The sequence below is a fragment of the Shouchella hunanensis genome (assembly GCF_028735875.1).
Classification (GTDB): Bacteria; Bacillota; Bacilli; order Bacillales; family Bacillaceae_D; genus Shouchella; species Shouchella hunanensis.
The window spans coordinates 1918620-1932872 of the sequence record NZ_CP117834.1; the positions used below are offsets into that span (position 1 = coordinate 1918620).

The 14253-nt window shown below is 40.5% G+C and carries 15 protein-coding genes; 10 read left to right on the forward strand and 5 right to left on the reverse strand.

The window, feature by feature from the left end:
• Positions 1 to 148: 148 nt before the first annotated feature.
• Entirely contained in the window at positions 149 to 1600 is a 1452-nt protein-coding gene (locus tag PQ477_RS09880; protein WP_186370704.1) for a spore germination protein, read from the reverse strand.
• 144 nt (positions 1601 to 1744) lie between these two features.
• Between PQ477_RS09880 and PQ477_RS09885 the strand changes: the two genes are divergently transcribed.
• The 4 genes from PQ477_RS09885 to PQ477_RS09900 all read left to right on the forward strand — a co-directional run bounded on the left by PQ477_RS09885 (position 1745) and on the right by PQ477_RS09900 (position 4700).
• Positions 1745 to 2179 (forward strand): hypothetical protein, encoded by a 435-nt coding sequence (locus PQ477_RS09885; RefSeq protein ID WP_035392953.1) that lies wholly within the window; start codon positions 1745 to 1747, stop codon positions 2177 to 2179.
• 290 nt (positions 2180 to 2469) lie between these two features.
• Positions 2470 to 2964: a diaminobutyrate acetyltransferase gene (gene ectA, locus PQ477_RS09890; RefSeq protein WP_035392952.1), complete on the forward strand. Its 495-nt coding sequence runs from the start codon at positions 2470 to 2472 to the stop codon at positions 2962 to 2964.
• 19 nt (positions 2965 to 2983) lie between these two features.
• Positions 2984 to 4267, forward strand: coding sequence for a diaminobutyrate--2-oxoglutarate transaminase (gene ectB, locus PQ477_RS09895; RefSeq protein WP_035392951.1), 1284 nt, complete (start codon positions 2984 to 2986; stop codon positions 4265 to 4267).
• A 19-nt stretch (positions 4268 to 4286) separates the two neighbouring features.
• Positions 4287 to 4700, forward strand: a complete 414-nt coding sequence (locus PQ477_RS09900) for an ectoine synthase (RefSeq protein WP_035392950.1) — start codon at positions 4287 to 4289, stop codon at positions 4698 to 4700.
• 266 nt (positions 4701 to 4966) lie between these two features.
• On the opposite strand, the gene PQ477_RS09905 is transcribed toward PQ477_RS09900, so the two are convergent.
• Positions 4967 to 5869, reverse strand: a complete 903-nt coding sequence (locus PQ477_RS09905) for a hypothetical protein (RefSeq protein ID WP_274273494.1) — start codon at positions 5867 to 5869, stop codon at positions 4967 to 4969.
• Between the two features lie 221 nt (positions 5870 to 6090).
• Here PQ477_RS09905 and PQ477_RS09910 point away from each other — a divergent pair, with 221 nt between their 5' ends.
• A complete protein-coding gene (locus PQ477_RS09910; protein WP_274273495.1) occupies positions 6091 to 6849 on the forward strand; it encodes a glycerophosphodiester phosphodiesterase in 759 nt (252 codons plus the stop codon).
• 429 nt (positions 6850 to 7278) lie between these two features.
• Here the strand turns inward: PQ477_RS09910 and PQ477_RS09915 are convergent, their stop codons facing one another.
• The gene (locus tag PQ477_RS09915) at positions 7279 to 8133 is read right to left on the reverse strand and encodes a DNA-3-methyladenine glycosylase family protein (RefSeq protein ID WP_144557698.1); all 855 of its coding nucleotides are present in this window, start codon (positions 8131 to 8133) and stop codon (positions 7279 to 7281) included.
• A 2-nt stretch (positions 8134 to 8135) separates the two neighbouring features.
• Positions 8136 to 8600 (reverse strand): DinB family protein, encoded by a 465-nt coding sequence (locus PQ477_RS09920; RefSeq protein WP_144557700.1) that lies wholly within the window; start codon positions 8598 to 8600, stop codon positions 8136 to 8138.
• Positions 8601 to 8744: 144 nt separating this feature from the next.
• Here PQ477_RS09920 and PQ477_RS09925 point away from each other — a divergent pair, with 144 nt between their 5' ends.
• Entirely contained in the window at positions 8745 to 9536 is a 792-nt protein-coding gene (locus PQ477_RS09925; protein ID WP_144557702.1) for an SDR family oxidoreductase, read from the forward strand.
• A gap of 122 nt (positions 9537 to 9658) precedes the next feature.
• Here the strand turns inward: PQ477_RS09925 and PQ477_RS09930 are convergent, their stop codons facing one another.
• Complete coding sequence (locus tag PQ477_RS09930) at positions 9659 to 10669, reverse strand: Ldh family oxidoreductase (RefSeq protein WP_144557704.1); 1011 nt, start codon at positions 10667 to 10669, stop codon at positions 9659 to 9661.
• A gap of 91 nt (positions 10670 to 10760) precedes the next feature.
• Between PQ477_RS09930 and PQ477_RS09935 the strand changes: the two genes are divergently transcribed.
• Genes PQ477_RS09935 through PQ477_RS09950 form a run of 4 tightly spaced genes read left to right on the forward strand, consistent with a single transcriptional unit; the run spans position 10761 to position 14236 of the window.
• Entirely contained in the window at positions 10761 to 11438 is a 678-nt protein-coding gene (locus tag PQ477_RS09935) for a GntR family transcriptional regulator (protein ID WP_274273496.1), read from the forward strand.
• A 28-nt stretch (positions 11439 to 11466) separates the two neighbouring features.
• Positions 11467 to 12483 carry a TRAP transporter substrate-binding protein gene (locus PQ477_RS09940; RefSeq protein ID WP_412766089.1) on the forward strand — a complete coding sequence of 339 codons (1017 nt, stop codon included), beginning with the start codon at positions 11467 to 11469 and terminating at the stop codon, positions 12481 to 12483.
• Positions 12480 to 12959 (forward strand): TRAP transporter small permease, encoded by a 480-nt coding sequence (locus PQ477_RS09945; RefSeq protein WP_274273498.1) that lies wholly within the window; start codon positions 12480 to 12482, stop codon positions 12957 to 12959. Before PQ477_RS09940 ends, PQ477_RS09945 begins: the two co-directional genes overlap by 4 nt.
• 5 nt (positions 12960 to 12964) lie before the next feature.
• Positions 12965 to 14236 carry a TRAP transporter large permease gene (locus PQ477_RS09950; protein WP_144557710.1) on the forward strand — a complete coding sequence of 424 codons (1272 nt, stop codon included), beginning with the start codon at positions 12965 to 12967 and terminating at the stop codon, positions 14234 to 14236.
• Positions 14237 to 14253: the final 17 nt, after the last annotated feature.

Sequence of the window (14253 nt, forward strand, 5' to 3'; positions counted from 1 at the left end):
GAAGAATGTTTTTTCAAATGTGTATCGTTTTTCTCAATAGGCTTAGAAAAAGAATAACGAATGGAATGTAAAAAATGTATCAGATGAACGTCTTCGGGATTGTTGATCTGATACGTTTTTTGTGTAGAGGTTGCTTTAAACTTACCCATTAAATATGTTGCTTTCGATTCGCTTTAGCTTGATGACGATTAAAAGGAAGCGGATTTGGATGATTGATGACTCTTTGTAAGCCTCCTCGAAAAAGGGTATCTTTCCATTTATCAGGTTGAAAGGGAAGAAAAGGATACAAATAAGGTGTACCGATGGAATGAAGTTTAGCCATTAGTAAAAGTAAAACCGTCGTTCCTAAAAACAGTCCTGCAAATCCAAAAAAGTGAGCAAGAATGATGAACGATAAACGCATAAAGAAAATGGGTGAAAGCAGTCCTCTGTGGAGAACTGGAAAACTAGATATGTAGCAAATCCCGATAATGACGATGGTGACCGGATGAAATAAATTAACATCAGTTGCCACATCACTAATTAACATCGTTCCGATAAATGTAACGGCAAAGATAACATTCCCCGGCAATCGATAGGAACCATCCATGATCACTTGCATGAGTAGGATGACAAAGAGCAATTCAATCGTAAAAGGAGCAAGAGTATCATGGGTCTTAATTAATTGTTCGTGTAAATCTCTTGGGATGAGATCTAAATGAAACCGTTCAATAGCCACAATAATAGCTGGAGTAAACGTAGCAATAAAAAAGTACGCATAACGCAATGGTCTTGACCCGAATTTTCCGAAGTCCGATAAATAGTCATCTTGATTTTGAAAAAAATGATAGAAAATGCTTGGTGCAAGTAAAGCAAGAGGGGAACCTTCTACTAAAATAACAACTCGACCGGCAGCTAGAGCCATTGCGCACGCATCAGGTCGGTCTATTGACATCGTTCGCGGAAATAATAACCCATCGCCTTCTAGTGCATCTGTAGCGAGTTGATTAATAATGGCCTGACTAACATTGATATTGTTTAATCGTGTTTTAACTTCTTCAACGATAGCTGGGTTTGATACACCATGAACTGATAGGATGGCAATTTCTTTTTTTGCTTCAGAACCAATAGAAAGGGTTTCTATGACAAGATTAGGGCTTCGGTAATAATTTCTTAACAAATTTAGATTAACTGAAATGTCTTCTGTCAAACCGGAAGCTGGACCTTCGTAAACGCTACTGCTGAGTGGAACTTCTACACTTCTAACACGCCAATTTGAACAGTTAAATAAATAGCCTTCCTCTTTATTGAACATAAGAAGGGCTCTTCCATTAACGAGACCATCCACACATTCATCGACTGTAGAAGCCATTGACGGTTCTCCATCTTTAAAGATACTCCCTAATTGATCATATGTAACCGACTGCTTAACGAGCTGTTGAATCGGAGCTAGTAAAAAAGAGTGAATTTTTTGCTCATCCACTGTATTAGGAAGATAGAGGAGCTCAGCATGAATATCTAATCCGATAGTAACAGACAGTGATCGGATCGCATCCTTAGTGTGGAACCGTTGTTGAATAAGGTGCACATTTTGTTTTAAGTGAGCCGTTAATGTCCTCATGCGAATTCGCCCTTTTTGACTAAGATACATGTAGTTTGCATCAAGCTAGTTGAATTATACAGTTCACTGCTATAAGGCAAAATGGATGCACCATTTATAGGCAAATGCGTAGAATGTATCAATGTCAATAGGGAGGTTTTAAGTATGCAAGATCATCGCTTCATGTCGTCGTTCTTCCCGCCTGGTGGTGGAGGCGGATCGATTGGCCCCTTTCCTGGGCAAGGTGGTCCAGGATATCCCCCGGGACCTCCAGGGAGTGGATCATTCCCTGGGTTTCCAACGCCAGGAGGTGGTTCTTCTCAAGGACCCCAACCAGGTCAAGGGGGAGGAGAACCACCAGGTCCGCCTCCAGGAAATCCACCTCAGCTTCAATCGATTGGCACATTTGCTGTAGATCCAGGCGCAATTAGAGGGTGTTTATTCCGATACACGTACTTGCGCTTAAATAATGGCGAACAATTTTGGTTTTATCCAACCTTTGTAGGAAGACAATCAGTCGCTGGTTACCGGTGGTTTATTTTCAGGTGGGTTTACTTTGGAATCGATACACGACGAATTAGTGCTTTTCAATGTGTGTAAAAAGGAAAGAAAGAAGAGAAATCATTTTCTCTTCTTTTTATTTTGAAAATAAGAGGGATTGAGACAAAGAAGGAGGATATGGAAGAAAATCTCTCTTAGCTTACTCTTAACGTCGATCACTCCTCTTATTGATACATAATCTCTACTAATACTGTTTGCGAAAATGTGACCAGCATCCTATCATTAAAAAGGATTGAAAATGTCGTTCATTTACAATTTGTGGTTTTGATTAAAGAGAAGCGGGTAAAAGAAAGGCGAACACCGTTGTAAAAAAAATAGGGGAGGCGCATATGGCACAGACACCAGTATTAACCCTCGAAAAACCGACTGTTGAAGATGGAGCTTCGATGTGGCAACTAGCAGAAACATCAACGCTTGATTCCAACTCAGTTTACAAGTATATCATGATGTGTGAATATTTTGACGAAACGTGTATTGTTGCGCGAGAAAACGATGAAGTTGTTGGCTTTATTACTGGTTTTATTCCGCCTAAACAAGCAGACACCCTCTTTATTTGGCAAGTTGGTGTTGCTGAATCACAACGAGGTAAGGGGCTTGCTTTAGATCTATTAGAACGACTAATTGAACGAGACGCATGTAAGAATGTAAGATACGTTGAGGCAACTGTAACGCCTTCAAACAAAGCATCTCAATCCCTTTTTAAAAAGCTAGCACGTAGTCAAGGAACGGAATGCAACGTGTTTGATTGTTTTGGTGAGGAGCTATTTCCAGATGATCAGCATGAAGAAGAAAAAACATTTCGCATTGGACCAATTAAGGGTTAAGAATACAAGGAGGAAAACCGTGAATAAAACAGACATGAAGATTTTTGAAGAAAAAGAATCTGAAGTAAGAAGCTATTGCAGAAGTTTCCCAGCTGTATTTACAAAAGCCAAAGGATCAACGATGTGGGATGAAGACGGAAATGAGTATATTGATTTTTTTGCAGGCGCTGGTGCATTAAACTACGGTCATAATGACGAAAAAATGAAACAGGCCCTCGTTGACTATATCATGAGTGACGGGATTACCCATTCATTAGATATGGCAACATCACCGAAAGCAACCTTTTTAACAGCCTTTAATCAAATCATATTAGAACCAAGAGGATTAAACTACAAAGTGATGTTTCCCGGTCCAACAGGGACAAATACAGTTGAAGCTGCTTTAAAGTTAGCTCGTAAAGTGACAGGACGCACAGATATTATTAGCTTCACAAACGGATTTCATGGAATGACAATTGGATCACTTTCAGTAACCGGTAATGCTTTTAAGCGAAAAGGTGCTGGAATTCCATTGACTAATGTTGTAACGATGCCGTATGACAATTTTCTAACAGATGAATTAGATACACTTGATTATCTCGAGCAATTTTTGACTGAAGGTGGATCCGGAGTTGACATACCTGCAGCAGTAATTCTTGAAACGGTACAAGGCGAAGGTGGTATTAATGCCGCACGTACGGAATGGTTACAGCGATTAGAGCGTTTATGTAAGGAACACGACATCTTAATGATTATTGATGATGTGCAAGCTGGTATTGGTCGAACAGGAACGTTTTTTAGCTTTGAAGAAGCCGGACTCACCCCTGATATTGTGTGTCTGTCCAAATCAATTGGTGGGTACGGGCTACCTCTTGCATTAACATTGTTTAAACCAGAATTAGATATTTGGGAGCCGGGTGAGCATAACGGTACTTTTAGAGGCAACAATCATGCCTTTGTTACGGCTACAGTGGCTTTAGAAAATTGGAAAACACCAGATTTTCAAGATTCTATTCAGAGAAAAGCTGAACTCGTGCATCATTTCTTAACTGCGATTGTGGAGAAATATCCAGATTTAAAAGGTACTGTTAAAGGTAGAGGACTTATGAAAGGGATTCGCTGCGAAGACTGTTCATTAGCCGGATCGGTCGCTGCAGAAGCGTTTAAAAGAGGCTTGATTATGGAAACAGCAGGGTTTGACGATGAAGTGTTCAAACTGTTTCCGGCAGTGACAATTCCTGAAGAAACGTTAAAAGCAGGGTTAGAAATTATTGAAGAAAGTGTGCGAGCAGCTTTAGGGATTAAAGAACCTATTTTAAATTAACAGCTAGGAGGTCCTACAAATGAAAGTAATCAAACTTGAAGATGTTCTAAATACAGAGCGAGATGTAGACGGTGGTAATTGGCGCAGTCAACGGCTTGTAGTAGAGAAAGATGGCGTGGGTTATTCTGTGCATGATACACAAATCCGTGCAGGTACGGAAACCCACTTATGGTATAAGCATCACCTTGAATCAGTTTATATTATTGAAGGTGAAGGCGAAGTTGAAACCATTAAGGATGGTAAGGTATGGCCAGTAAAGAAATTCGAATGCTATGTGTTAGACGAGCATGATGAACATTACTTACGAGCGAAAACGGATATGAGAATGGTTTGTGTATTTAATCCACCGACTACAGGTGAAGAAATTCACGATGAAGATGGCGCCTATCAATTACCAGAACATCTAAAAAATAAAGAAGAGGCTGGGACATAACTAAAAGTAGTATTTGAAAAGACGAATAGTCTAAAATATGCTGAGTAGCACCGCTACAGGAGAATCCTTCGCTTTCCGGGGACACGGCCTCAGCCTCCTCTGTGGAAAATCGCCACTCCAGAGTCTTCAGACACGTGCTGATCCCTCAGGAGTCTTCGGATTCTCCTTCCGTTAATTTTCATATAAAATAAACGACGAACGTTCCTATTTTCAGGAATGTTCGTCATTTTGGTCTGTCTATCTACTTTTGTCCCAGCCTCTTTTATTTAAATTTCAATGTCTAACGCATTAATTGTTATGACCCACGTGTCTGTTTCATCGTGGTAAGTACTGAAGTGAATAACTGGAAAAGAAACTGGGTCCGATTCAGGTTGACGGTTCTGTTCATTATAATAGAGGAGTGCTTGCTGAATCGCTTCTTTTTCAGAATAGGTGGCACCTTCTGGTTTTGGTGGCGAAACGATTTCAGAAAAAATAGCGTCAGCAGAAGCTGGATAACTTTCTTTGACGTCCGTATATTCAACAAACACGCGATCGCCAATTTCAGCTGAACGTATGAGGTTAGTAAATGTAATTAAATCATTTTCAGTACTGATAAGCCGGTTTTCGGTTACAAAACCAGTAAAACAGGTAGGGGAATAGTCTGTTAATGAAGAATGCTCGCAATCCTCCAAAGAAACTCCATTGCTATTGATTTCGATTAAATGTTCTTCCTCTCCGTAAATTTGAATGGTTATTTCCCAAACATCTGCTTCTTCTACATAGTGTGTGTATGTAACAAACTGATAATCGATCATTGGATCACTCGGTGTGAATTCTCTCGCTAAAACGAGTGCTTGCTGGATCGCTTCTTTTTCAGAGTAAGTGGCACCTTCTGGTTTTGATGGCGAAACGACCGTGGTCTGTGAGCCATCTGCTTGAGAAGGGAATGAATCTAGAACGTCGCGGTAATGGATACGTACACGATCACCAACCTCATGATCGACAGGAATGTTCGAAAACAATGTTAAGCCGCTTTCGTGAGAGACAAGTGAAGCGTGTTCGGTGTTATCGATAACAAATCCAGTAAAAGGTTCATCGTTAAGAGAGGTAAGCGTATCGCCACCGGTATCGGCTGGAATAGTGCAACCAGTTACGCACAAGCATAAAATAAATAGAAATCCTTTCACCCTTTTTCCTCCTTTTTCTCTTATGTAAACAAAGGGTTTATCACAACAGAAATGAATAGTCTAAATACTAGTGTAAAGTATAATTCCAATGCGTGAAAGCGATGTTACAGACGTTAGTCATTTGTAAAGCTTTACTTAAAAGTGAACACATAGGATGAAAGTGAAAATATCAAACGTTATACTAGGAGTGAGAGGTTTTTGTTAGAAAGGAATGATTCCCTTTGACAGCTATTTACGGACATAGAGGGGCGATGGGTGTTTTTCCAGAAAATACATTGCCAAGTTTTGAAGAAGCGTTATCAAATGGTGTAGATGGTATTGAATTAGATGTCCAGCTAACAAAAGATGGTCAATTCGTCGTCATGCATGACCCGACTGTAGACAGAACTACGAATGGAACTGGTCATGTAAAGGATAAGACCGTTAAGGAGTTACAGGCGCTTAGTGCAGGTATACCCTTTACCCATTTAGAAAATTATTGTGAAGCAGATTGGAAAGAAATAACCGTCCCTACTCTTGCAGAGGCGCTAGAATTAATGGCTCCGTATCAAGTAGAGGTGAACATTGAGTTAAAACCGAATTTATCAGAAACAGAGGGAATTGAGAAATTATTGCTTAATTGTGTGAAGCCATTCCAAAAGGCAGTAACGATTAATTTCTCGTCGTTTCATTTGCCCCTTATTCAACGTCTCCGCCAATTGGATAAGGATGTTGAATTGGCTTGGCTCATAAAGCATGAGATGCCTTATCCAGCTGATTATTTAGCAACCAATAGGATTAACTTGTATCACTTGTCTAAGAAATTGGCGTTAAAAGATCGTTCTACTTATGAAGAAGAGGGCTTATTGCAACAGTCGCGTATCTGGACGGTAAATGATCCTGAAGAAGTGAAAGGTTTACTCGAAAAAAAGGTGAAAGCCATTATGACAGATTTCCCGGAGATGGCGTTACGCATTAGAAAGCAGCAGGGCAATATCTAGCTGCTTTCTTTCTTATGATGATTAGGAGTTAGACTTTTTGACTATGTCTATAAGCTATTGAAACAGGTTTTATAAAACGCTATGCTGTTCTGTGTGAGAAAAAGGGATTGTCGTAAGGGGAGTATAAGTGAAAGCGATCAGGTGGGTAGTAAGCAAACGGAAGACATACAAAAAACGTCAGCAGTTGAAGAGAAGGACGAGAAATTTAATTAAGAACAATCGAATCAAGAGAACCATCTCAACAGCAAGGTCGTCTACGTAGAGCAAACTCGGTTTGCGATTGAGACTGTAGATGGCGATAAGTTTTATAATAGGATTCATGCCTTCTGACATACAGTTCTATGACGTTTGTTTATCATGTAACGTCGATTCAGACACAATCACTGTAAATAATAGAAAAAGATTCGTGCTGATGCACGAATCTTTTTCTTATTTATAGTGGTCAAACCAATAGGCTAAATACTTATAGTCGCCCCATTTATCATAGACGCTCTCAAGGTCGCTTTTAGAAGGAGCGATCCCGTTAAAATACGTTCCGATTACATGCTTTTTGTATTCGGAATCAACAGGCACACCATCATAACGACCGACGATCATAGCGAGCGTATTCATAGCATAAGGACCAATTCCTTTGATCTCTCGAAAGTGATTGATAGAGGATGGCTGCACGTATCGCGCAGGATTGTCTACTGCTTTATGAGCAGCATCCAAAATATAGTTACTTCGATAGCCTGTACGTACATGTTCCGTTAAAAAAGCTTCTCCTGCCGAAAGTATCTTTTCTGGTGTTGGGAAAGAGTGAAATTCCCGTCCAAATCCATGTGCCTTCTCTCCTAAATGATAAGTTAACTTTTCTGCCATTTGGATCGTTTGGTTCCAGCGGGTGTTCGTCGTTAAAAGAACTTTCACGATGTCTTCAAATAGAGAAGGGGAGCGTAATAGTCGACCTTGTCTTCTCTTAGGTAAATCTGTTAGCTCATTATACGTTTGGCACAATGTATAAAAGGGCTCAAACGGTTCGTTCACTCGGAACATCCAAGAAACTTGATGTAGAATTTCGTCTCTATCCGTTTCGGTTAATTTCACTTCAGTGACGACTTGCAAACAAGATGGTTTCATATAGACGCAAACAACTATTGTGGCATTATTTCTCAAAGTAAAGGTACGGTAAAACCGCTCTTTTTTTGGATCCCATGCATTCGGAGCGAGCATCCACCACCCATGGGAAGTAATGGCATCCTGAAAGTCAAAGGGCTCTGTTAATGGAATGGAGAAAGTAAACACTGTTAGTTAACCCCTAATTCAGTGGACCATGTTCCTTGTTGTTTTCGGATACTAACAATTTGGCCGATGTGATAGGCATTGTGTAGGGTGAGAAGTGTTAAATAATCGGTAACGGTTTCGCTGAAATCTTCTGGTTCCGAGTCTTGCACAGCTTCACGCCATTCTGAAAGCAACTGGTCAATATGTTTCCTTGTTTCACCCCAAGATGTTGTTTCTCCCTCAAATGTATGGGCAATGGAGTCAACAGGCTCGAAATTGGTTTTACTGTTTTTGAAGCGCTCTAAATAACGATGGTTATAAAAAATAAGATGGTTTACAATTCCCCAAATACTGTTTGAATCATCGTTAGGCGTCCATTTGGCCTCACTCTCAGATACATTTTTTAACGCGTGAGTCAGCGGGACAAACCAGCTTTTTTGATTATGAATAACACCTAATTGCATGAGAATGAACTCTTTTGCGCTCATACAAATACCCTCCTCTTGAGTGGATGTTCCGATCTATTCCTAAAGTTTTTGCCATTATAGCATGGATAGAAAGGCGTTGAACAGAATGAAAGGTTCGATTCTAGATCGAAAAAGATCTAAACTATGGAAAAGGAGGAATGCACAATGGATTTAAATTTAAGAGAAAAAGTGGTCATTGTACTTGCTGCAAGTAAAGGGCTAGGAAGAGGGATTGCACAGAAGTTTGCAGAGGAAGGAGCGAAAGTGGTGTTGTCGAGTAGACGACAGAACGAACTAGCTCAAGTGGCAAGCGACATGAAAAAAGAAACGAATAATCCTCACATTGTATCGCATGTATGTGATGTTACAAAAGCAGAAGACATTATGGGGCTAGTAGATTTCACCATTAAAAAGTGGGGGAGAATTGATGTATTAATTAACAATTCAGGTGGACCTCCTCCAGGAGGCATTGATCAATTTACTGATGAAGAGTGGCAACGTGCATACGAGTTAAATCTATTAAGCTATGTTCGATCGATTCGTGCAGTTGTGCCGCAAATGCGCATTCAAGGAGGGGGACATATAGCCAATGTAGCGTCCTCTTCTATTAAACAAACCCTTGATGGATTGTTACTCTCGAATACGTTCCGAGCAGGGGTTGCAGGACTGTCAAAAAGCTTGGCACAAGAGTTAGGGAAAGATGGCATTCTTATTAATACTATCGGTCCTGGGCGTATAGCAACAGACCGTTTGCTTGAACTAGATGAAACGAAAGCTACCAAAGGAAATCTATCTCTTGATGAAGTAAAGAAAAAGGAAGAACAAGCCATTCCTCTTGGCCGCTACGGAACGCCGCAAGAATTTGCCAATCATGTTGTATTTCTTTGTTCAGGTGTAAACACGTACGTAACCGGTCAATCGTTCGTTATTGATGGAGGGCTAGTAAAAGCATTATAGTCAGCACGCCAATAGGTTATAACGTAACAGTAGATGGTGCTGGTCAAATGATGATAGGAACTGAATGCTTTTATCTAGAGAGACCCTTAAGCATGCTTTGCTTAAGGGTCTTTTTAAGATCATCAATGATTTTGTTTGAGAAAGTGATAGACCGATTCAGGTAGAGGGATCCCATTGGCCAACCGTTCTCTTTCATTTATTTTTTCAAGTTCACCAGGAACATAAATACGTTCTTCAGTTGTAACGGCGGGAACTTGGCGTAATTCTTGAATCATAGTATCCAAGCGAGCAGTAAAGGTTTCTACTGCAATAAATTTACTGGGATCAATCGCCATAAAAAAGTGCCCTAGCTCTCTATTTTTGTGGTAGTCATCATACATTTTAGAAACATGAGGTCCAAAAGCAGCACCGGTGAGAAGTGCGGAAAAGATTTCAACAACCATTGCCAGTCCATACCCTTTTGGTCCACCAAATGGTGTTAAAGATACGACCTCTTCTGGTATTGTAGTGGACTGTCCATTATGGTTAACCCCCCATCCATGTGGAATAGGCTGTTGTTTTTCCTTTGCGTCTAATATTTTCCCAAGTGCAACCGTACTTGTAGCAAAGTCAAGAATGACAGGGTCTTCTTCGTTCGTAGGAAACCCAAATGCAAGTGGATTTGTACCAAAATAAGGTTTAGCTCCTCCGTATGGGACGACAATGGCATCGGTATGGGACATGGCAATGCCAATAAGCTTTTCTGCGGCTGCTTGTTGAACGAAAAAGGACAGAGCACCACAATGGCTGCTATTCTTTACAGCAATACTGCCAATACCGTGCTGTTTTGCTTGATGGATGGCTCTGTTCATCCCTTCTTTCGCAATTGAATGACCGAATCCGTGATGGCCATTAACGATTCCTGTCGATGGGGAGGTTTCGTTATAGTCAGGAGTAGCATCAGCTCGAATGCCCCCTTCGATAAGGCGGTTTATATAATGTTCTACTCGCATAACGCCGTGTGAATCCACACCTCTTAAATTGGCGTGAACGAGAACGGTTGAAATGTCATGAGCGACAGGCTCTGGGACGTGATAACGGGTGAATACATCTTTCGTTAAAGATAAAAGTTCATCTGCTGGCACGGTAATCATATGGAATCCTCCTAATTGAAAGCGTTTAAATAAATGGTAGCATACTTGTATGGTAGTGTGGTAGTATCTGATTGAGGAGGTGAAGAAAACCATGCTGAATCGTACCGATTTCAAAATGTCGACAAGAGATTTTGTCTATGAAACGATCCGCGAGTCTATTATGACATTGGATTTACCGCCAGGGTCTGCGATCTCTGAAAAAGAAATTGCGGAGGAATTAGAGGTAAGTAGAACCCCTGTTAGAGAAGCCTTTTTACGATTAACGGAAGACGAGCTGCTAATGGTGTTGCCACAAAGAGGGTCGTTTGTAACCTTAATAGATTTAGACCATGTGGAAGAGGCACGTTTTCTTAGAGAGCAAGCAGAAGTAGGAATTATAAGACTGGCATGTGACAGCTTTAATGATTATTGCTTACAGCAGTTAGAAATAAATGTTGAGAAACAGAAACAGGCAAAAAAGACCGAAGATGAGAAAACGTTGTTTGTTCTCGATAAAGAGTTTCACCGCTTATTAGCGGAAGGAACGAAAAAATTAAGAGTATGGAAAGTTATTCAGAAAATGGATACCCATTCAAATCGTTTAAGAAAGCTCAGTATGGAATTGAAATTAAACTGGGATCAACTTGTTGAACATCACGGTGAGATGGTGAGCGCTATTAAAACGAAAGACTGCGAGCGAGCTGAAGTATTAGTTCGAACCCATTTAGGATTGTTGCAGTATGATCAAAAGGCGCTGAGACTGGAGCATCCAGAGTATTTTAGTAAGTAACAGAGGCTTTGAAAAGGAGAGGGTGAACTTGTTGAAAAAACTTTTACCAGCAAGCTTAGTGGCGACCCTCCTTTTAAGCGGTTGCTTAAGTGAAGAGGCGACCACAGAAGGAGAAAAGGAACCTACATATTGGAAAATGACGCATATATCCGATTCTAGTCATCTATGGCACCGTACCGCTATTGAGTTTTCTCGTCTAGTAGAAGAAAAAACAGATGGTCAGGTGATCATTGATATTTTTCCTAATAGTCAATTAGGAAGTGAAATTGATAATATCAATTCAATACGCTACGGGGCTACGGATTTAACGATAACAGGAGAAACGTTAGAAGTTTGGACACCGAACGCAGTAATGCTAGCTGTACCGTACGCTTTTGAGAACGAAACTCATATGCGGAAAGTGATTGAAGGGGATCTTGGAAAAATCATTGAACAGGATATTGAACGTGATATCGGGTTGACGCCGTTGTTCTATATGGAGCGATCACCGCGAAACGTTACAGCCAATTACCCGATTTCTACACCTGAAGATTTAAAGGGTTTTAGCATGCGTGTACCGAATGTACCGCTGTTCTTAGATGCATGGTCCGAAGCAGGGGCTGAGCCCCAAGTCATTAGCTTGAATGAAGTGTTTACTGGATTACAGCAAGGTGTTATTGATGGACAAGAGAACCCAAACGATTTAATTGAGAGCAATGGTTTCTATGAAGTGCAACAATACCTTAATGTTACGGAACATGTTCGATCTTGGATTTATGTCGTAGTAGGAACGGAACAAATGAAAGCGTTACCGGATCAGCAACAGGAAGCAGTGAGGGAAGCTGCTGCAGAGGCAGAACAGTATGCACAAGAACTGCAAGAAGCAGAGACAGAAGAGGTGCTGAAACGGTTAATAGAGAGTGGTATTCAAGTTAATGAAGAGGTTGATCGTGATGCCTTCCGTGATGCGATGTTACCAGCATTAGAACAATACTTACAAGAAGAGCAGTATGAATTATACCTTAACATACTTGACGAAGCAGAGGAGGTAGGCGATTCGGAATGAAGATGATGAAGAAAGTAGATACTCTTCTAGCGTATGTGTCGATCGCTTTGTTTTTATCTTTATTGTTGATTGTTGTCATTCAAATAGTCAGTCGATACTTTCCGTTTGATTTTATCTGGACGGAAGAACTATCTCGCTATTTATTTGTCTATGCAATGGTAACTGCCGCACCGCTGGCATTACGAAAACAGGAATTTATTCGAATTGATATGCTTATTCTTGCGTTGCCAGAAAAAGTACAAAAGATCTATGAAGGAATTATTGCACTTGTCATCCTTCTTTTCTCTATTGTTTTGTTTATATACGGAATTCATCTTACGCAGTTAGGCGCAGATTTTTATGCACCTACTTTAGGAATACCTATGACCTATGCCTATTCAGCGGTTCCGTTACTTGGCCTTTTGTTCATGATTTATTCGGTTGTATACGTGGTTGATCGTTACCAAGCAACAGTCGATGAGAAAGGAGATGACTAGCGAGGATGGCCATATTAGTAGTCGTACTGTTTCTTCTATTTATTGCATTTGGAATACCAATCGCTTTTAGTTTAGGGCTAGCTTCTCTTATTTACTTACTGGTTGCTGGTGTTCCATTAACAGTAATTCCCCAGACGATGTTTGCTGGCATGAATTCGTTTGTGATGCTCGCCATTCCCGCCTTTATATTAGCTGGAAACTTGATGAACGCAGGAGGAATTACGAATCGAATTATTGATTTTGCGAATGCCATTGTTGGTCATATACGAGGCGGCTTGGCACTAACCAATGTTGCATCTTCTTTAGGGTTTGCAGGTATTTCTGGTACCGCTTTATCGGATACAGCAAGCATTGGTTCTGTTATGATACCTGCTATGAAAAAGCAAGGATATGGAGCAGGTTTCTCTGCGGCGGTAACGTCCATTTCATCAACGGTTGGTCCGATGTTACCTCCGTCATTACCAATGATTATTATCGGTACACTAGCGAGTGTGTCGATTGGTGATTTGTTTTTAGCTGGAGCCATTCCAGGGGTACTACTCGCAATCGGGTTTTTAATTGTTACGTACATCATTTCAGTAAAAAGACAGTATCCAAAAGGGGAAAAGCAGCCACTCTCCTTTGTGGGAAAGAGTTTTCTAGGTGCGTTCTGGGCATTGTTAATGGTTGTTATCATTATGTGGGGGATTCTAGGCGGTTACTTTACACCAACAGAAGCAGCAGTTGTTTGTGTACTTTACGCATTTGTGATTGGAAAGTTTGTCTATAAAGAGCTTCAAATGAAAGAGTTACCCCAACTACTTGGGAATACGCTAAGTTCGACAGCCTCTATACTGCTATTAGTTGGATTTGCCAATACATTTGGATGGATCTTAGTCAGCGAAGGCGTACCATTATTAATTGCAGATGGCATTTTATCCATTACGGAAAATCCAATTCTTGTTATTTTACTTATCATCCTATTGTTACTTATTTTAGGGATGTTCATGGAAACCATTGCTGCACTGGTTATTTTATTCCCGGTACTATTGCCTGTAGCAACGAGTGTAGGTATGGATCCGGTTCACTTTGGTGTTGTCATGGTACTTGCGCTCATGATTGGGTTATCAACACCGCCGGTAGGAGTCTGTTTGTTCGTCGCTTCATCCTTTGCTAAAGTGCCAATTACGAAAACAGTAAAAGAACTACTACCGTATTTTGCAGTAGCGGTCATTGTATTAATTATCGTTGCATACGTACCGTCGCTTTCGTTGTTTTTACCAAGTCTATTTGAATAAAAAGGATGTGAGTCATA